The sequence below is a fragment of the Enterobacter cloacae complex sp. AR_0002 genome (assembly GCF_001922365.1).
Lineage (GTDB): Bacteria > Pseudomonadota > Gammaproteobacteria > Enterobacterales > Enterobacteriaceae > Enterobacter > Enterobacter hormaechei_C.
Map to the genome: position 1 here is coordinate 2,691,340 of NZ_CP018814.1, position 19,443 is coordinate 2,710,782.

Here is a 19,443-nt window from a genome sequence, read left to right on the forward strand (position 1 = left end):
AATATGAAGAAAAATCATTGCGGTTATTCATTAATCGCATTAGCAATGTTAGCGATGTCAGGTTCTGCTGCGGCAGCCGATCTCAATGTTAACTTTACTGCCAATATCCGCGAAACCACCTGCGATATGAAACTGGTCGGCGATACGGGTTCAGATACGCAGCAAACGCTGACTATCGGTAATAACGGACAGGTACGTTTAGATGATGTCAAAGCCGGAACGGCAAATGCCAATTTCAAAATTGTGCTCGTTGAATGCCCGGCATCACTGACCTCATTGAAAACCAAAGTATCGGGAACAAGATCTGGATATTTGTACTCAGGCCTTATTAACCAAATACAAAAAATCGACGGAGGTGCAGACTACTCTGCTGTTGAGATTGCCAGAGCCAGCGCACCGGATGCCCCGTTTATCATTAACTCTGAGGACGATAACGAGCGCCTGGTCTGGAGTCCGACAGAAATCCAGAATAAGGAAGTTGCTCTGGTGGCCACCTTACGTGAAACACAGGAAAACAGGATGACCATAGGTGATTTTCAGGCCGTGGCGACCTTTGAATTTATCTACGAGTGATTAGTGCAGGAAAACGGAGCAACATTATGAAATTCAATTTTACTTTTATCGCCCTGTCCGTTTCTGCCCTTCTGTTCTCGGGAATGGCAAGCGCAGCTATTACAGGCACCCCTAGTGTCGAATTAACGATTAAATCAAAAATTGTATCAGGCACATGTACCGCAAAAGTACTTAACGATGCAGGCACAGCTTCCACTGAAATTGCGTTCGGCGACGTATACAAATCCGATCTGGTGAACAAAACCCGTGTCGAGCCGCTCAAGATTAGTTTCACCAACTGTTCTGGAGTAACCAAGGCAACGGTGTCCGCTGCGAAAGGCGCTGGTGGTGAATGCAGTGGCGTCAACAAGACGGGTGATTCTTACTCCGGCGGCTTAGCAACGGGCTTTGAGATCTGGTCGGGTGTTGTCGATACTGGCGAGCTTATGAGCTGCAACACGCCTCCGGCTGCTAAGGATGTCACCATTACTGATGGTACCGGTGAATTCCCGATGAATTCCCGTATCGTTATCGGACAAGGCCAAACCATTGCTGAAGTAGGCGCGGGGGCGGTTAATGCGCCAGTCACGTTTACTATCACTTATCCATAATACCAGGAACCAGCATGCAACAATCACCGTTTACTTTATACCAGCCCGGTCTTGTGTTGCTTATGGGCTTGGCTGGTGGCATCTTGCCTGGCGTAGGCCAGGCAAGCTCAGGATTAGACGTAAATATTACCGCTAACATTGTTAATAGCACTTGTAAGATGACCGTGGAAAATGACGGCGAAATTTATCTCCCCAATGTAATGCGCAGCTGGTTTTATAACCCGGATGGTAGCGATCGTTTTACTGCAACCGATGATGCAGGCGGTACGCCTTTTAAGATCCATGTAGATGATTGCTATGGAGAAAGCAGTACGGCTAAAAAGCTGAGTTTTAGCTTTTCGCCGCAGTCGGGTTTCTGGCCAGGACAAAATCAGGTTTTCAAAAGTGATGATACCGCCGCAGGCGCGGCAAAAAATGTCGGCGTCGTCGTTTTCTCTGAAAGATATAAAAAGAATGTTTTAAACAACGACGGCACGTCAAAAATCACTTATGACGTAAGCGGTCAGGATACTGCATTTTTAACGGATTATCAGTTCTATGCCCGATATCAAAATATTGGCGTAGTGGCTGGTGGTGTCGTTACCAGTAAAGTATTAGTTGACGTCACTTACGAATAATAATCAGAACAGGAAAAAGGATGAGAATGTTCAACTTTATAAGACAGGGTTTCACCGTGAAAGGCACAATGGCGTTTGCCATGGCGAGCGTGTTATTAACCCTCAGCCACTCCTGCTGGGCAGCTGAGTGTCGCATGAATAATGGAAAAGGCGGCACAACCACGCTGATCAATTCCGAATACTCAGGTGGCACCGTACGTCTTCCCCCTCCGGGTAATTATGCCAGTACTCTTTTTAACGTTAACCTGACACCGGGCATTCAGGCCGAATGTGGTCCAGGGAACGATGGTTTTAACCTCGTCTCACAAACAAACTCGACCTTGCTAAAGGGGGGCAGTTATGGCAGGGCTATGTTTGAAACAAATATTCCGGGGATTTATTATTCCGTAAGGGTCCACACCGCAGAAAGCGATGGAGGCATGGGTGGCTATTTCGCTATGAATACTACTGACTGGACTACCGTTGCATCCTCCGGAAATTCTGATCCCTGGGATAATAAATGGATTAACACCTCAGTTCAAATTTATATTGATGAAGGTTACAGAGGCAACCCGAACAAAGAAACCTCAATCAGACCCAAACCCGGCACTCTGGGTAAAATGGCTATTGGTAATCCAAATGATTCTAACAACCAACCATGGACATTTGTGGTCAACGAAGACTCATTCCAGATCCCGATCGTTCTTCCAACCTGCGACATGGCCATGCTTTCAGATGGCACTAATGATGTTAACCTGGGAGAATATTATGTTTCAGACATTAAAAACAATCGGGTTAAGGATATCCCTTTTTCAATTAGCTTAAGCAATTGTACCAGTGTGGCAAATATCACAACCAAACTCACCACCTCAAAGCTAACCGGAAAAAATAATGATCTTCTTGGAAATACGCTTTCGTCCGGAGCTGAGGGCGCAGGCGTGAAAATTATGTATAACGGAACCTCTCAACTCCTGCCGAATAATCCTGACTCATCCTATGTCATAACGGATTACCAAACCCCGGAATCCAAGCAAATTAATTATGTTGCTCAACTGGTAGCAAACGGAAGCACAGTGAAACCGGGGTCGTTTAAAGCCACCGGCGTATTCACCCTTTCATACGACTAACCGCTATCCCTGCGGCTGATTACTGATCAGCCGCGACATCGTCTCCAGTGAGTCCGTTCTTAATATATACAAACGCTTCAACAGGAACGGATTATCCCCCGGCTTCACCTTCCCTTTCACCGTGGTCACCGCCAGATGAAACCCCGCATCGTTCGCCGCTTTAATCGCTTTATTGTCATAGCCGCCAAACGGATACGACACATACAACACGCGCGGGTTGAACTGCGCCAGTGCACGACGTGATCGTTCAAAATCAAACAGGATCACGTGATAGCTACGGCTCAACAGGATGGGGTGTTTATAGCCATCCACGCGATGCAGGAAATGGGTGTGAGACTGAATGTCGAACACATCCTGGATGCCCTTGATTTCCTGAACGCTCATAAACTGTAGCGATTTTGGATCCCACTTCTGCGGATGGCCTTTGATACGTGATGAAATTATAAACGCCGTCGCGTTGAAGCCATATTCTTTCAGAACAGGGTACGCGTAGCGGCTCACCGATTTGAGACCATCATCAAAGGTGATCACCACTGCTTTCGCGGGTAGGTTCATCTTGTTACGCACGTACCCTTCAAGCTGGTACATCGTCAGCGTGGTATAGCCTTGATCGCGTAACCAGGCCATCTGATTATTAAACGCACGTACGCTGGTCGTCGTGGAGGTATGTCGAAAACGGGTGTTCTCTTCATCACGCAAAATATGATGGTAAGTCAGAACCGGTAGCCCGTTATCTTCCTGTGCATCGAGGCTGCTGATCCACGCCAGACGATTACCGATACGGATCTGAAACCATGTCTGGTTCAGGCGGTCTTTCAGCTTATTCAGAATCGGATAGCGAAGATTGGCGCTTAAGGTGCCAAAAGGCGCGCTTCCGCTGCTGGGGGCGTTATACACCGGCGTGTCTTTCCAGGTGATGAGGTTTTGATTACTGAGCGGCTTGTTCAAGTCACCCAGGCTATCCTCAACACGTTGTTTGCCCTGCACTTTTTCAAGGTGGTCTTTATCAATAAACCCCGTGCCGAATCCGAAACGAAATTCATAGTAATCCGCCGCGGCCGGAAAGACAGCGAGGATCTGCCCGGCGCGGACATTCCCCACATTCACAACGGCATTTCCCACCTGCGCCCAGATGGCCGCATCTTCGGTGGTTTGCATATATTGGGCAGGAAGGCCTTGCTGACTGGTCAGGCTGGCAGACGCACCACCGGAAACCAGCACCAGAAGGATAAAGATAACGCGCATGAGCATGGGATATAAATCGATACGGAAAATCAGTCGCCATTGTAGCAAAAGCGACATCAATACCAATGTTTAATGCTTATACAGATCGTGAAGCAGAACGAAAGGCGGGTTCTTCTGCTGCTGGTGCCACAGGCTGCTCACGCCCGGGGAGCCCTGCGCCACAATGGCGTGGCGAAACTCAGCGCTGCTCAACGTTGCGCGCAGCGGATACATCGCTTCGAGTAAAGGCAGGCTGATACCGGAGATCACTTCACAATTATCATGCTTATGGCTCATTAACGCTGCTGAACGGTAAGGCGCCGCGCCCGATTTGTCGGTGAGAAAAATCACGCCATCACCGGTGTCGGTTTCATGCAGCGCGTCGCACATCATCCGGCTGAGCATGTTGGTGCTCAGCCCTCGCCAGTAATTTACCGCACGACATTGCGCCAGAGGGCCAAATCGGGCCTCCAGCTTCAGGAGCATTTCCTGTGCCTCTTCATCGTGGCAGGTGATAACCCATCCCAGCATAACGTCTCTCCTTAGCAGGCGAGTAGTTTATCCAGGTGAAGGTTAGTTTACGGTGATAACTGTCAAAGAAAGTGCCCGGCAAACAGAACGTCTGCCGGGCAGAAGGTTAGCTACGCAGCCCACGTCCACGCTGGATCAGATACCAGCACAGCAGGTAGAAGGCGATAATGAACACCACCAGCACCACCACCGTGGTAAACAGCGGGACATCGGTAATGCCGAGGAAACCAAAGCGGAAGCCGCTGATCATGTAGACAATCGGGTTCAGGTGCGAGAGTGCCTGCCAGAACGGCGGCAGCAGCGTCAGGGAGTAAAACACCCCGCCGAGGTAGGTCAGCGGCGTCAGCACAAAGGTCGGGATCAGGCTGATGTCGTCAAAGGTTTTAGCGAACACCGCATTCAGCAAGCCGGCCAGCGAGAACAGAATCGCGGTGAGCAGCAGCGTCAGCGCCACGAAAAGCCAGGAGTGAACCTGAAACGGCACGAAGAACAGCGAAATGGCCGTTACCAGGATACCCACGCACAGCCCGCGCGCCACGCCGCCGCCCACGTAACCGGCGATGATGACGTGCGTTGGCACCGGCGCCACCAGCAGCTCTTCAATGTTGCGCTGGAACTTGGCGCTGAAGAATGAGGACGCCACGTTCGCGTAGGCGTTGGTGATCACCGCCATCATGATCAGGCCCGGCACGATAAACTGCATATAGGTGAAGCCGTGCATCTCACCAATGCGGGAGCCAATAAGGTTGCCGAAAATGATGAAGTAGAGCGTCATGGTGATCACCGGCGGCACCAGGGTTTGCACCCAGATACGCATAAAGCGGTTAATCTCTTTCGCCCAGATGCTTTTCAGCGCGACCCAGTAAAGATGCGTCATGCCTTGTCTCCTTGTTTGTCGTGCACCAGAGAGACAAACAGCTCTTCCAGTCGGTTTGCTTTGTTACGCATGCTTAATACCTGAATGCCCTGCGCACTCAACTGTGAGAACACGCTGTTAATACCCTGCTCGCGCAGCACTTCTACCTCCAGCGTCGAGGTATCGACCAGGCGATAGTTGTAGCCCTCCAGTTTCGGCAGCGCGCTTTTCGCCGCCAGATCGAGGATAAAGGTCTCTGATTTGAGCTTGGAGAGCAGATTCTTCATCGAGGTGTTTTCCACCAGCTCACCGTGCTGAATGATGCCGATATTGCGGCACAGCATTTCCGCCTCTTCCAGGTAGTGCGTGGTCAGAATGATGGTGGTGCCTTTGTCGTTCAGATCTTTCAGGAAACCCCACATGGAGCGACGCAGTTCAATATCCACACCAGCGGTCGGCTCATCAAGGATAAGCAGCTTTGGCTCGTGCATCAGCGCGCGGGCAATCATCAGGCGGCGCTTCATCCCTCCGGACAACATCCGCGCGCGCTCGTTACGTTTCTCCCACAGATCAAGCTGTTTCAGGTACTTTTCGCTGCGCTCAAGCGCCTCTTTGCGCTCCACGCCATAGTAACCCGCCTGGTTAACAACAATCTGCTGTACCGTCTCAAACGGGTTAAAGTTGAACTCCTGCGGCACCAGCCCCAGCTGGCGCTTGGCGTTGACCACATCTTTTTGCAGATCGTAGCCAAACACGCTGACGCGGCCCGAGGTTTTATTGACCAGTGAACTGATGATCCCGATGGTGGTGGATTTCCCTGCCCCGTTCGGCCCCAGAAGCGCGTAGAAATCTCCCGCTTCGACTTTAAGATCTATCCCGCGCAGCGCCTGAACGCCCCCCGGGTAGGTTTTTTTGAGCTGTTCAAGCTCCAGTGCAATCGCCATGAATTCAACTTACCTTAAGTTCTGACACACGTTGTGTGGTTTCATTAAAAGTCGGGTTACCCTATAGTAGCGCAACGCAATCACTTGGTTACAGGTCGCTAACCTCCATGAACGACATAGATACACTCATCAGCAACAATGCACTATGGTCAAAAATGCTGGTGGAGGAAGACCCCGGATTTTTTGGAAAACTCGCGCAAGCGCAGAACCCGCGCTTTCTCTGGATTGGATGTTCTGACAGCCGCGTCCCCGCCGAACGTCTGACTGGTCTTGAACCTGGCGAACTGTTTGTTCACCGCAATGTGGCTAACCTGGTTATTCATACCGATCTCAACTGCCTTTCGGTTGTTCAGTATGCCGTCGACGTTCTTGAGGTTGAGCACATCATTATTTGTGGTCACTACGGCTGCGGCGGCGTGCAGGCGGCGGTCGAAAATACAGAGCTGGGGTTAATCGATAACTGGCTGCTGCACATTCGTGATATCTGGTTCAAACATAGCTCACTGCTGGGCGAAATGCCGCAGGAGCGCCGTCTCGACACGCTGTGTGAGCTGAACGTGATGGAGCAGGTGTATAACCTGGGCCATTCGACGATTATGCAGTCTGCCTGGAAACGCGGGCAGAAGGTCTCCATCCACGGCTGGGCGTACGGTATTCACGACGGCCTGCTGCGCAATCTGGAAGTGACCGCCACCAACCGCGAAACGCTGGAACAGCGTTACCGCTCGGGAATTGCCAACCTCAAGCTTAAGCACGTTAACCATAAATAACAAAGCCGGGGGTTTTCACCCTCTCCCTGTGGGAGAGGGCTGGGGTGAGGGCATCAGCCCGAAATTATTCGTCAAGAATCACCACTTTCCCAACATACGGCAGATGGCGATAACGCTGTGCGTAATCAATGCCGTAACCCACCACGAATTCGTCCGGGATGGAGAAACCAACGAACTCCACCGGCACCTGCACTTCACGGCGCTCAGGCTTATCCAGCAGGGTACAAATCGCCAGTGATTTTGGTTCACGCAGGCTCAGGATCTCACGCACTTTAGAGAGCGTGTTGCCGGAGTCGATGATGTCCTCAACAATCAACACATCTTTGCCACGAATATCTTCATCCAGATCTTTCAGGATTTTCACATCACGGGTTGTGGACATGCCGCTGCCGTAACTGGAGGCGGTCATAAAATCGACCTCGTGCGGCACCTGCACTTCACGACACAGGTCTGCCATGAACATGAAAGAGCCACGCAACAAACCGACCAGCACCATTTCGCTGCCGCTGTCCTTGTAATGTTCGGTGATTTGACGACCCAGTTCGGCGATACGCGCTTTGATCTCGGCTTCCGGGATCATCACTTCAACAGTATGTTTCATATTACTAACCAAATGATTTTAGTGAAAATCTCTCAATGCGGATGACTCTCGCTCCGGCATCGATACGCAAGCCAGCCATTATACCAGTAAATGGATAAGCCTGGCGTATGAGTTATAAAAAGCAATATTTGTGATTCCGATCACAGTTGTTAATACCTATAATTAATTGCTAGCAAATAATTAACAAAACTGACGAGTACTTTTCTATGGCTGAAACAAAAACTAAACAGCCGCGTCTACTGGTGACATTAACAGCCGCGTTTGCCGCATTCTGCGCGCTGTATTTGTTAATCGGTGGCGTATGGCTGGTCGCGATTGGCGGCTCCTGGTACTACCCGATTGCGGGTCTGGTTATGGTTGGCGTAACCGTCCTGCTTTTACGCAGAAAACAATCTGCTCTGTGGTTGTACGCAGCGTTACTGCTCGCAACCATGATCTGGGGCGTCTGGGAAGTCGGGTTCGACTTCTGGGCGCTGACGCCGCGCAGCGACATTCTGGTCTTCTTCGGTATCTGGCTGATCCTGCCGTTTGTCTGGCGTCGTCTGATTGTCCCTTCCAGTGGCGCCGTGGCCGGTCTGGTCGTTGCTCTGCTGATTAGTGGCGGCATCCTGACCTGGGCCGGTTTTAACGACCCGCAGGAGATCAATGGCACGCTGAACGCGGAATCCACGCCGGCTGCGGCTATTTCGCAGGTGGCGGACGGTGACTGGCCTGCTTATGGTCGTAACCAGGAAGGTCAACGCTACTCCCCGCTGAAGCAGATCAACGCGGACAACGTGAAAAACCTGAAGGAAGCCTGGGTATTCCGTACCGGCGACCTGAAGATGCCAAACGATCCGGGTGAGCTGACCAACGAAGTGACCCCGATTAAAGTGGGCAACATGCTCTACCTGTGTACGGCGCACCAGCGCCTGTTCGCGCTCGACGCGGCCACCGGTAAAGAGAAATGGCACTTTGATCCACAGCTGAACTCCAACCCGTCGTTCCAGCACATCACCTGCCGCGGCGTCTCTTACCACGAAGCGCGCGCAGATAATGCCAGCCCGGAAGTCATTGCCGACTGTCCTCGCCGCATTATGCTGCCGGTGAACGATGGCCGCCTGTTTGCCATCAACGCTGAGACCGGTAAGCTGTGCGAAACTTTCGCTAACAAAGGCATTCTGAATCTTCAGACCAACATGCCGGACACCACGCCGGGTCTGTATGAGCCGACCTCCCCGCCAATCATCACCGATAAAACCATCGTGATTGCCGGTTCGGTAACGGATAACTTCTCTACCCGCGAAACCTCCGGCGTTATCCGTGGTTTCGACGTGAACACCGGTAAACTGCTGTGGGCCTTCGACCCGGGCGCGAAAGATCCTAACGCGATCCCATCCGATGAACACACCTTTACCTTTAACTCACCGAACTCCTGGGCACCGGCAGCGTATGACGCGAAGCTGGACCTGGTTTACCTGCCGATGGGCGTGACCACGCCAGATATCTGGGGCGGTAACCGCACGCCGGAGCAGGAACGTTACGCCAGCTCCATCGTGGCGCTGAACGCAACGACCGGTAAACTGGCATGGAGCTACCAGACCGTTCACCACGATCTGTGGGATATGGATATGCCGTCCCAGCCGACGCTGGCGGACATTACCGTTAACGGTAAAACCGTTCCGGTGATTTACGCCCCGGCCAAAACCGGCAACATCTTCGTGCTGGATCGCAGCAACGGTAAGCTGGTTGTTCCTGCGCCAGAAAAACCGGTTCCGCAGGGCGCGGCCAAAGGCGACTACGTCACCAAAACGCAGCCGTTCTCTGACCTGAGCTTCCGTCCGAAGAAAGATCTCAGCGGTGCAGACATGTGGGGTGCCACCATGTTTGACCAGCTGGTGTGCCGCGTGATGTTCCATCAACTGCGCTATGAAGGCATCTTCACGCCGCCTTCAGAGCAGGGCACGCTGGTCTTCCCGGGTAACCTGGGGATGTTCGAGTGGGGTGGGATCTCCGTTGACCCTAACCGTCAGGTCGCCATCGCTAACCCAATGGCGCTGCCGTTCGTTTCCCGTCTGATCCCACGCGGTCCGGGTAACCCAATGGAGCAGCCGAAAGATGCGAAAGGCAGCGGTACCGAAGCCGGTATCCAGCCGCAGTATGGCGTTCCTTATGGTGTGACCCTGAATCCGTTCCTTTCTCCGTTCGGTCTGCCGTGTAAACAGCCTGCCTGGGGTTATATCTCCGGTCTGGATCTGAAGACCAATAAGATCGTCTGGAAAAAACGTATTGGTACGCCACAGGACAGCATGCCGTTCCCGATGCCTGTTCCAGTGCCGTTCAATATGGGTATGCCAATGCTGGGTGGCCCAATCTCCACCGCCGGTAACGTGCTGTTCATCGCGGCAACCGCAGATAACTACCTGCGCGCGTACAACATGACCAACGGTGAGAAACTGTGGCAAGGCCGTCTGCCAGCCGGTGGACAGGCAACGCCGATGACCTATGAAGTGAATGGCAAGCAGTACGTTGTCATCTCTGCGGGTGGTCACGGTTCGTTTGGCACGAAGATGGGCGACTATATTGTCGCGTATGCACTGCCTGACGACGCTAAGTAACGAAAAAGCCCGGTGGCGCTAACGCATACCGGGCCTACGGGTGCCCTATGTAGGCCCGGTAAGGCGAAGCCGCCACCCGGCTTTTTTTTATACGGTAAAACCGAGCATCATCCCCGTATCTTCATGCTCCAGCAGATGACAGTGGGCCATATAGGCAAACTCTTTCGGCGCCTCGTGGTCGAACTTCACCAGCACCTCGCTGACGCCGCCTTCCACCCTCACCGTATCTTTCCAGCCCGCACGATGCGCCTCCGGTGCTTTACCATTTTCAGACAGAATACGGAACTGCGTGCCGTGGATATGGAACGGGTGCAGCATCATGTCGCCTTCGCCTGAAATCACCCAGCGTTCAAACTGCCTTTTCGTGGCGGCGAACATGGGCGTGTTCATATCGAACGCTTTGCCGTTGATGCGGTTGGCATTGTGGAAATCGAAACCATGGCCGCCGTGATTCATGCCGCCCATATTGCCGTGGTCCATATTCATATGGCCCATCATCTGGCCGTGATGCATTCCCGCCATGGCCTGATTGCCGTACTTCTTCATCAGCGCCTGCATGCCCATCATGTCGAGCATCGGGTCCATGGAAAGCTTAAGTTTACGCTGCGTAAGCCCGTCCAGCGACGGGAGTGCTGGCAGCGTGGTGAGGGTCTCCGGCAGCGTACCGGAGGCGGTGATCTGTAGCGGCTGAATGCGCAGGACCGGATGCGGCTTATCAAACGGCGCGACGGCCATCCCCATCTGGCTGACCGGCAGGGTCACCAGGTCAAACGCTTTGCCATCGCTGATATCCACCAACACCTCGAAGCGCTCGCCCATCAGCATCGGCAGCTCGCTCACCTTCACCGGCTCCGGCAGCAGGCCGCCGTCGCTTGCCACTACATAAAGCGGGCGTTTATCGCTGGTGGCGAAGTTCAGGGAGCGGGCGTTACAGCCGTTAAGCAGACGTAAGCGCAGCCAGCCTTTTGGCGCGGCATGCTGCGGGTAGATCGCGCCGTTGGTCAGCAGCGTATCGCCAAACCAGCCTATCGCCGCGCTCATTACGTCCAGCTGATAGTCAATTTGCCCGTCAGCGCTGAATTTTTTATCCTGCACAATCACCGGGACATCGTCGATACCCCACTGTTTCGGCAGGCGCAGCAGGCGGCTTTCATCGTCTTCAATCAGCACCAGCCCGGCCAGCCCCATCGCCACCTGATGGCCCGTTTTGCCATGCTGATGCGGGTGGAACCAGCAGGTCGCCGCGCGTTGTTCCGGGGTAAAGGTTACGCTGCGTTTACCACCAGGCCTGATGACGCCCTGAGGCCCCCCATCCACTTCGCCCGGGACTTCCAGCCCGTGCCAGTGCAGCGTGGTCTCTTCCGCAAGCGTGTTATGAATGTCTACCGTCACCGCCTTCCCTTTGCGTAACTGCAACGCCGGGCCGAGCAGATTGCCGTTATACCCCCACGTCGTGGCGGCGTGCTGACCGAACGTGGTTTTACCGGCCTGCACCACAAGCTGAATGCGGCTGCGGGCATCTGGGGCGAGTAATTCAGGAATGGGTAAAGCCGGTCTGTCGGCGGCAAAAACGGCGCGGCTCCAGAGAGGTATCGCGCTGGCAACCCCCAGCGCGGCAGAAAATTTTAAAAAATCACGACGTTGCATGTGCATTTCCTTATTTCCAGCAGGCGATCTTTTGAGCATAAACCCTCCCCTTACCGGAAGGTCAAGCACGGCGGCAATAATAAAGATCGTCGGCCTGGCATCAAGTATGCTAACGTTAATTTTCCGTGATGCAGTGGTAAAGGCAATGAAGACGTTTTTCAGAACAATTTTGTTCGCCAGCCTGATGGCGATGTGTGCGAACAGTTACGCGCTAAGTGAAAACGAAGCGGAAGATATGGCCGATCTGACGGCAGTTTTTGTTTTTCTGAAAAACGATTGTGGTTACCAGAATTTACCCAATGGGCAAATTCGTCGCGCACTGGTCTTTTTTGCCCAGCAGAATCAATGGGACCTCAGCAACTACGACAGCTTCGACATGAAGGCGCTCGGTGAAGACAGCTACCGTGATTTAAGCGGTATTGGCATTCCCACTGCTAAAAAATGCAAAGCGCTGGCTCGCGATTCACTCAGCCTGCTCGCCTACGTGAAGTAACCTTCCCGACGCCCCTTGTTGACCCGCTAACCGCCTCTCGGCGGTGTTGTGTTGCGCCCATCTGCCGGATGTAATGGATGTTAACGAAGGAGGTGCTCCCCATGACCGAAAAAACGGTATGGCAAGAAATGCTGCACGACCAGTTTGGTCAGTATTTTACCGTGGATAACGTGCTCTATCATGAGAAAACCGATCATCAGGATTTGATAATATTCGAAAACGCCGCTTTTGGCCGCGTGATGGCGCTGGACGGCGTGGTGCAAACCACCGAGCGCGACGAGTTTATCTATCACGAAATGATGACCCACGTCCCGCTGCTGGCCCACGGCCACGCGAAGGACGTGCTGATTATCGGCGGCGGCGACGGCGCGATGCTGCGTGAAGTCTCTCGCCATCAGAATGTCGAAACCATCACCATGGTGGAAATCGACGCCGGGGTCGTGTCGTTCTGCCGCCAGTATCTGCCCAACCATAATGCCGGCAGCTATGACGATCCGCGGTTTAATCTGGTTATCGACGATGGCGTCAATTTTGTTAACCAGACCACGCAAACGTTTGATGTCATTATCTCTGACTGTACCGACCCTATCGGTCCGGGCGCGTCGCTGTTTACCTCGTCGTTTTACGAAGGCTGCAAGCGCTGCCTGAAGCCTGGCGGAATTTTTGTGGCGCAAAACGGCGTTTGCTTCCTGCAACAGGATGAAGCGCTTGATAGCCACCGTAAGCTGAGCACCTATTTTGCTGACGTCAGCTTCTATCAGGCGGCCATTCCGACGTACTACGGCGGTATCATGACCTTTGCCTGGGCGACGGATAACGACGTATTACGTCATCTCTCCACCGAAATTATTCAGGCCCGCTTCCATCAGGCAGGTCTACAGTGCCGATACTACAATCCGGCTATTCATACCGCAGCCTTTTCGTTGCCTCAATATCTGCAAGACGCGCTGTCCTCAAAGGAGGTGAACTAATTGAAAAAGCTTAAACTGCATGGCTTTAACAATCTGACCAAAAGCCTGAGTTTTTGTATTTACGATATCTGCTACGCCAAAACAGCAGAAGAGCGCGATGGTTACATCGCCTATATCGATGAACTCTACAACGCCAACCGTCTGACCGAGATCCTGACAGAGACCTGCTCGATTATCGGCGCGAACATCCTCAATATCGCGCGCCAGGATTATGAGCCTCAGGGTGCGAGCGTCACCATTCTGGTGAGTGAAGAGCCGGTTGACCCGAAGCTTATCGACAAAACCGAACACCCCGGCCCGCTGCCGGAAGTGGTGGTTGCTCACCTGGATAAAAGCCACATCTGCGTGCACACCTACCCGGAAAGCCACCCGGAAGGCGGGCTGTGTACCTTCCGCGCGGATATTGAAGTGTCCACCTGCGGCGTGATTTCACCGCTAAATGCGTTGAATTATTTAATCCACCAGCTGGAATCGGACATCGTCACCATTGATTATCGCGTACGCGGTTTTACCCGTGATATCAACGGCATGAAGCACTTCATTGATCATGAGATCAACTCCATTCAGAACTTCATGTCCGAGGACATGAAGTCGCTGTACGACATGATGGATGTGAACGTCTATCAGGAGAATATCTTCCACACCAAAATGTTACTTAAGGAATTCGACCTTAAGCACTACATGTTCCACACGAAGCCGGAAGATTTAAGTGAGGAAGAGCGAAAGGTCATTACCGACCTGCTCTGGAAAGAGATGCGCGAAATTTACTACGGCCGTAACATTCCGACCGTGTAAACGTGACCCGGAGCAGGGACGCTTCGGGAAGTTACTTCTGTTTCATAAAGTCGCGGTAGGCATTCACCACACTCAGGAAGTCTTCCACGCCGCACAGCGACAGGCTCTCTTCGTCGTAGTAGCTCATCCCCTCTTCAATTTCATCACCCGAGAACTCAAGCTGGTTGGCGCGCACCATCACCTCTTCGCCATCCATCCACAGGGTGTATTCGTGCCCGGCGCGTTGCCAGGAGCGTTCACTGCCTTTCACCGTTTCCGCCGCCTGCTCAACTTCATCCAGCAGCGCGAGGTTCTCTTTCACCTCTTCGTTAAACCAGTGTCCAACGGCTTCGTGCCCCATCGACATTCGCACTTTCACCACGCCGGTGATGTCGCGCAGAAATTCGTAATCCATAGTGTTTTCCTCTGCAAAGCCATTAAGGTAATTATCGCAGCAGCGAGGAAGAAAAAAAGCGTGGGAGGTGGGAGGAATGAAAATAAAAAGGTGAGAGCAAGACCTGCGGCCTGATGCCCTCACCCCGTCCCTCTCCCACGGGAGAGGGTGCAAACACTAAAAACCGTCTCGTAGAGACGGTTTTGCTGTTTATACCGCCGTCTGGAAGATCACCCCGTCTGCCTTCTCGGTGTACTGAGAGAGCTGGTCGAAGTTCAGGTAGCGATAGGTATCCACCGCCGTCTTATCCACCTGAGCCACAAAGGTCTGGTACTCTTCCGGCGTTGGCAGTTTGCCAATCAGCGCCGCAACCGCCGCCAGTTCCGCAGAGGCCAGGAAGACGTTCGCACCGGTACCTAAACGGTTCGGGAAGTTACGGGTCGAGGTGGAGACCACCGTCGCGCCGTCGGCTACGCGCGCCTGGTTGCCCATACACAGGGAACAGCCAGGAATTTCGATACGCGCACCGCTCTTACCAAACACGCTGTAGTAGCCCTCTTCGGTCAGTTGAGCCGCGTCCATACGGGTTGGCGGCGCCACCCACAGACGGGTTGGCAGCTGGCCTTTGTGGGTATCCAGCAGCTTGCCGGCTGCACGGAAGTGGCCGATGTTGGTCATGCACGAACCGATGAACACTTCGTCGATCTTCTCGCCCTGAACTTCGGACAGCGGACGCGCGTCGTCCGGATCGTTCGGTGCACACAGGATTGGCTCTTTGATATCCGCCAGATCGATGTCGATCACCGCCGCGTACTCTGCGTCAGCATCGGCTTCCAGCAGCTGCGGATCGGCCAGCCATTTTTCCATGCCCTGGATACGACGCTCCAGCGTACGACGGTCGCCGTAGCCTTCTGCAATCATCCACTTCAGCAGCACGATGTTAGAGTTCAGATACTCAATAATCGGCTCTTTGTTCAGCTTGATGGTACAGCCCGCAGCCGAACGCTCAGCGGAGGCATCGGTCAGCTCGAAAGCCTGCTCAACTTTCAGATCCGGCAGACCTTCAATTTCCAGAATGCGGCCAGAGAAGATGTTTTTCTTCCCTTTTTTCTCAACGGTCAGCAAACCCTGTTTGATGGCATACAGCGGGATCGCGTGAACCAGGTCGCGCAGGGTAATACCCGGCTGCATTTTACCTTTGAAGCGCACCAGCACCGATTCCGGCATATCCAGCGGCATCACGCCGGTCGCGGCAGCAAACGCCACCAGACCGGAACCCGCCGGGAAGGAGATACCGATTGGGAAACGGGTATGGGAGTCACCGCCGGTACCGACGGTATCCGGCAGCAGCATGCGGTTCAGCCAGGAGTGGATAACGCCGTCGCCCGGACGCAGAGACACGCCACCGCGGTTCATGATGAAATCTGGCAGCGTGTGGTGCGTGGTCACGTCAACCGGCTTCGGATACGCCGCAGTGTGGCAGAAGGACTGCATCACCAGATCGGAAGAGAAGCCCAGGCACGCCAGGTCTTTCAGCTCATCACGGGTCATTGGACCGGTGGTGTCCTGAGAGCCGACGGAGGTCATCTTCGGCTCGCAGTACGCGCCAGGACGGATACCAGCGACGCCGCAGGCGCGACCGACCATTTTTTGTGCCAGCGAGAAGCCACGGTTGCTTTCCGCCACGTCTTTCGCCTGACGGAACACGTCGCTGTGCGGCAGACCCAGCGCTTCACGCGCTTTGGTGGTCAGGCCACGGCCGATGATCAGCGGAATGCGGCCACCAGCACGTACTTCGTCGATCAGCACGTCGGTTTTCAGCTCAAAGCTTGCCAGCAGCTCATTAGTTTCGTGATTACGCACTTCGCCTTTATACGGGTAAACGTCAATCACGTCGCCCATGTTCAGGTTAGAGACATCCACTTCGATCGGCAGCGCGCCAGCATCTTCCATGGTGTTGAAGAAGATTGGCGCAATTTTGCCGCCGAGGCACAGGCCGCCGCCGCGCTTGTTTGGCACGTGCGGAATGTCGTCGCCCATGAACCACAACACGGAGTTGGTGGCGGACTTACGGGAAGAGCCGGTACCCACAACGTCACCCACGTAAGCCAGCGGGAAACCTTTTTGTTGCAGGGCTTCGATCTGTTTGATCGGGCCAACGCTGCCCGGCTGGTCCGGCTCAATGCCTTCACGGGCGTTTTTCAGCATCGCCAGGGCGTGCAGAGGGATATCAGGACGAGACCACGCGTCCGGTGCCGGGGAGAGGTCATCGGTGTTGGTTTCACCGGTCACTTTGAAGACGGTAACGGTAATTTTTTCAGCAAGCTGAGGGCGGTTCAGGAACCATTCGGCATCGGCCCAGGACTGCATCACCTGCTTCGCATAGACGTTGCCTGCTTTAGCTTTTTCTTCCACATCGTAGAAGTTATCGAACATCAGTAGCGTTGAAGAGAGCGCTTTAGCGGCAATCGGTGCCAGCTTGTCGTTATCCAGCGCGTCAATCAGCGGATGAATGTTATAGCCACCCTGCATGGTGCCGAGCAGTTCAATCGCTTTTTCAGGAGTAACCAGTGGGGAGGTGGCTTCGCCTTTGGCAACGGCGGCAAGGAATCCGGCTTTTACGTAGGCAGCTTCATCTACGCCAGGCGGTACACGGTTGATCAGCAGATCTAACAGGAATTCTTCTTCGCCCTCAGGCGGGTTCTTCAGCAGCTCGACGAGCGCGGCCATTTGGGTTGCATCTAACGGTTTGGGTACAATTCCCTCGGCGGCACGTTCTGCTACGTGCTTACGGTATTCTTCTAGCACGACGGTTCTCCTCGCTCTCATTGTCATATGCGGCGGGCGTTCTCTTCACGCTCCTGTGAGACAGCAGTTTGTAGGGTAAATGCCCGATACCGCGTCGGGCAGCATAGCAGGATTTCTGCACAGTGTTAATCTGTTTACAAAAAAGCAACATTAAAAAATTTGCTGAATCGTTAAGCATGATGTAGCACCCCGTCACCGGGCCCGGAAGCAGTTCCGTAAGTCTGTCGTCCCCCCGGCAACGCGCTGCTGGTCGCTCGCAAGAGCGGCCTTCTGAATTTCCGTCGCCTGCTCAGCCATCCGATATAATTGTGTAATAAATACTCACACTCTTTATCCGGATGCTTCAGAGTTTTTCCCAACAAAAGTCAAAACTGTAAAACACGGGTGAATGATACTCGCGGCAACAGCAACGCCTCACGGCACTGCACTCGTCTCGTTGGAGTCAATCTATGAAGTTGCCTTTTAAACCACATCTTCTTGTTCTGCTTTGCAGTGCGGGGCTGTTTGCCGCCTCGGGCGTCATGTTCGTTAAAAGCCGCGCAACGGAACCCGCTCCCGCACCTGCGCCGGTAGCCCCGCAGCTCCCCGACCCGGCAGCACAGCCTGCCCCGGTGGCCACCCCTGCCTATACCGCCGCGCAGATCGATCAGTGGACCGCGCCCATTGCGCTCTACCCCGACGCGCTGCTGTCGCAAATTCTGATGGCCTCAACCTATCCGGCGAGCGTGATTCAGGCCGCCCAGTGGTCAAAGGACAACCCTAAAATGCAGGGCGATGCCGCCATTCAGGCGGTCAGCGGGCAGCCATGGGATGCCAGCGTGAAATCGCTGGTCGCCTTTCCGCAGTTAATGTCGCTGATGGGGGAAAACCCGTCGTGGGTACAAAGCCTCGGCGACGCCTTTCTGGCCCAGCCAAAGGATGTGATGGATTCCGTGCAGCGTCTGCGCCTGCTGGCGAAGCAGACAGGCACATTGCAATCCACCCCGCAGCAGACCGTCACCACCGTGAAAAAATCTGCGCCAGCCTCCGCCAGTACAGCCGCGACGTCAACGTCGGCTAGTCCGACGGTGATTAAAATTGAGCCAGCCGATCCACAGGTGGTTTATGTCCCTACCTACAACCCTTCCACCGTTTACGGCACGTGGCCAAATGCCAGCTATCCGCCGGTGTATCTGCCCCCGTCTCCCGGCCAGCAGTTTACCAATAGTTTTGTCAGAGGCTTTGGCTATAGCCTCGGCGTAGCCACCACCTATGCGCTGTTCAGTAACATCGACTGGGACGATGACGACGATCATCATCACGATCATGATAACGATCACCACGGCGGTTATTCGCATAACGGCGATAACATTAATATTAATGTTAATAACTTCAATAAGATCACCGGCGAGCACCGTACCGATAATCACCAGGTCTGGCAGCATAATCCGGCCTACCGCAACGGCGTGCCCTACGCCAATAGCCAGCTTGCCAGCCGCTATCATCAGACTTCAGTGCCGGGCGGGTTGAGCGCTACCCAGCAGCAGCCGGTCAACCGCGATAGCCAGCGGCAGGCCGCGATGGCGCAGGTACAGCAGTCGACGGGCAAAACGCTCACACAGCTACAGCATGGCGACGCGCATTTCCCGCAACATTCAGCGTCCGCGCAGCAACTGAAGCAGCTCTCTCAGCGCAGCAACTATCGCGGCTACGACAGCGCGCGGCCCCACGCACAACAGATGAATAATACTCTTGCGCAAACCAGACGCCCGACGCAGGTTCAGCATCAGCCGCTGCGGGCAAACGCCCTGAGCGGCAACGACAGCCGTTCGGCCAGCTGGCAGGCCCAGCACCAGCGCGGGCTGCAAAGCCGCCAGCACGCGTCGCTGAACAGTGAGCAGCGTGCCAGCTTCCGCCAGCAGCTGTCCGAACACCATACCGAACACCATGAATTCCACCGTCGTTAAG

18 protein-coding genes are annotated in these 19,443 nt (G+C 54.0%); 10 read left to right on the forward strand and 8 right to left on the reverse strand.

What is annotated here, in order from left to right; genetic code table 11:
- The first annotated feature begins 3 nt into the window (after positions 1 to 3).
- Genes AM329_RS13290 through AM329_RS25225 form a run of 4 tightly spaced genes read left to right on the forward strand, consistent with a single transcriptional unit; the run spans position 4 to position 2,886 of the window.
- Entirely contained in the window at positions 4 to 573 is a 570-nt protein-coding gene (locus AM329_RS13290; RefSeq protein WP_032610176.1) for a fimbrial protein, read from the forward strand.
- 26 nt (positions 574 to 599) lie between these two features.
- Positions 600 to 1,163, forward strand: coding sequence for a hypothetical protein (locus AM329_RS13295; RefSeq protein ID WP_023324165.1), 564 nt, complete (start codon positions 600 to 602; stop codon positions 1,161 to 1,163).
- Between the two features lie 14 nt (positions 1,164 to 1,177).
- Entirely contained in the window at positions 1,178 to 1,780 is a 603-nt protein-coding gene (locus AM329_RS13300) for a fimbrial-like protein (protein ID WP_032608524.1), read from the forward strand.
- Between the two features lie 20 nt (positions 1,781 to 1,800).
- Positions 1,801 to 2,886 (forward strand): fimbrial protein, encoded by a 1,086-nt coding sequence (locus tag AM329_RS25225; protein WP_048859459.1) that lies wholly within the window; start codon positions 1,801 to 1,803, stop codon positions 2,884 to 2,886.
- Between the two features lie 3 nt (positions 2,887 to 2,889).
- Here AM329_RS25225 and AM329_RS13310 read toward each other — a convergent pair whose 3' ends face one another.
- The 4 genes from AM329_RS13310 to AM329_RS13325 form a co-directional block, all read right to left on the reverse strand.
- Positions 2,890 to 4,137 (reverse strand): polysaccharide deacetylase family protein, encoded by a 1,248-nt coding sequence (locus AM329_RS13310; protein WP_032608523.1) that lies wholly within the window; start codon positions 4,135 to 4,137, stop codon positions 2,890 to 2,892.
- 63 nt (positions 4,138 to 4,200) lie between these two features.
- Positions 4,201 to 4,641, reverse strand: a complete 441-nt coding sequence (locus AM329_RS13315) for a PTS sugar transporter subunit IIA (RefSeq protein WP_032608521.1) — start codon at positions 4,639 to 4,641, stop codon at positions 4,201 to 4,203.
- 106 nt (positions 4,642 to 4,747) lie between these two features.
- The gene (locus tag AM329_RS13320) at positions 4,748 to 5,518 is read right to left on the reverse strand and encodes an ABC transporter permease (RefSeq protein WP_023324161.1); all 771 of its coding nucleotides are present in this window, start codon (positions 5,516 to 5,518) and stop codon (positions 4,748 to 4,750) included.
- Positions 5,515 to 6,441, reverse strand: coding sequence for an ABC transporter ATP-binding protein (locus AM329_RS13325; RefSeq protein ID WP_003856300.1), 927 nt, complete (start codon positions 6,439 to 6,441; stop codon positions 5,515 to 5,517). The genes AM329_RS13320 and AM329_RS13325 overlap by 4 nt, the downstream gene beginning before the upstream one ends.
- A gap of 107 nt (positions 6,442 to 6,548) precedes the next feature.
- On the opposite strand from AM329_RS13325, the gene can reads away from it, so the two are divergent.
- A complete protein-coding gene (gene can / locus AM329_RS13330; protein WP_003856301.1) occupies positions 6,549 to 7,211 on the forward strand; it encodes a carbonate dehydratase in 663 nt (220 codons plus the stop codon).
- Between the two features lie 64 nt (positions 7,212 to 7,275).
- On the opposite strand, the gene hpt is transcribed toward can, so the two are convergent.
- On the reverse strand, positions 7,276 to 7,812 hold the full coding sequence (gene hpt, locus AM329_RS13335; RefSeq protein ID WP_003856303.1) for a hypoxanthine phosphoribosyltransferase: 537 nt from the start codon (positions 7,810 to 7,812) through the stop codon (positions 7,276 to 7,278).
- A gap of 206 nt (positions 7,813 to 8,018) precedes the next feature.
- Here hpt and AM329_RS13340 point away from each other — a divergent pair, with 206 nt between their 5' ends.
- On the forward strand, positions 8,019 to 10,409 hold the full coding sequence (locus tag AM329_RS13340) for a glucose/quinate/shikimate family membrane-bound PQQ-dependent dehydrogenase (protein WP_003856304.1): 2,391 nt from the start codon (positions 8,019 to 8,021) through the stop codon (positions 10,407 to 10,409).
- A gap of 87 nt (positions 10,410 to 10,496) precedes the next feature.
- Here AM329_RS13340 and cueO read toward each other — a convergent pair whose 3' ends face one another.
- Positions 10,497 to 12,056: a multicopper oxidase CueO gene (gene cueO, locus AM329_RS13345; protein WP_032608517.1), complete on the reverse strand. Its 1,560-nt coding sequence runs from the start codon at positions 12,054 to 12,056 to the stop codon at positions 10,497 to 10,499.
- 145 nt (positions 12,057 to 12,201) lie between these two features.
- Between cueO and AM329_RS13350 the strand changes: the two genes are divergently transcribed.
- The 3 genes from AM329_RS13350 to speD all read left to right on the forward strand — a co-directional run bounded on the left by AM329_RS13350 (position 12,202) and on the right by speD (position 14,315).
- Complete coding sequence (locus tag AM329_RS13350) at positions 12,202 to 12,549, forward strand: YacC family pilotin-like protein (RefSeq protein ID WP_003856306.1); 348 nt, start codon at positions 12,202 to 12,204, stop codon at positions 12,547 to 12,549.
- Positions 12,550 to 12,650: 101 nt separating this feature from the next.
- A complete protein-coding gene (gene speE / locus AM329_RS13355) occupies positions 12,651 to 13,520 on the forward strand; it encodes a polyamine aminopropyltransferase (protein WP_032608516.1) in 870 nt (289 codons plus the stop codon).
- A complete protein-coding gene (speD, locus tag AM329_RS13360; protein WP_032608515.1) occupies positions 13,521 to 14,315 on the forward strand; it encodes an adenosylmethionine decarboxylase in 795 nt (264 codons plus the stop codon).
- A 31-nt stretch (positions 14,316 to 14,346) separates the two neighbouring features.
- On the opposite strand, the gene yacL is transcribed toward speD, so the two are convergent.
- Together yacL and acnB are read right to left on the reverse strand one after the other, a co-directional pair.
- Positions 14,347 to 14,709, reverse strand: a complete 363-nt coding sequence (gene yacL, locus AM329_RS13365) for a protein YacL (RefSeq protein ID WP_032608514.1) — start codon at positions 14,707 to 14,709, stop codon at positions 14,347 to 14,349.
- 189 nt (positions 14,710 to 14,898) lie between these two features.
- Positions 14,899 to 17,496, reverse strand: coding sequence for a bifunctional aconitate hydratase 2/2-methylisocitrate dehydratase (gene acnB, locus AM329_RS13370; RefSeq protein ID WP_023315407.1), 2,598 nt, complete (start codon positions 17,494 to 17,496; stop codon positions 14,899 to 14,901).
- A gap of 449 nt (positions 17,497 to 17,945) precedes the next feature.
- On the opposite strand from acnB, the gene AM329_RS13375 reads away from it, so the two are divergent.
- The gene (locus tag AM329_RS13375; RefSeq protein WP_032608512.1) at positions 17,946 to 19,442 is read left to right on the forward strand and encodes a DUF3300 domain-containing protein; all 1,497 of its coding nucleotides are present in this window, start codon (positions 17,946 to 17,948) and stop codon (positions 19,440 to 19,442) included.
- Position 19,443 lies beyond the last annotated feature (1 nt).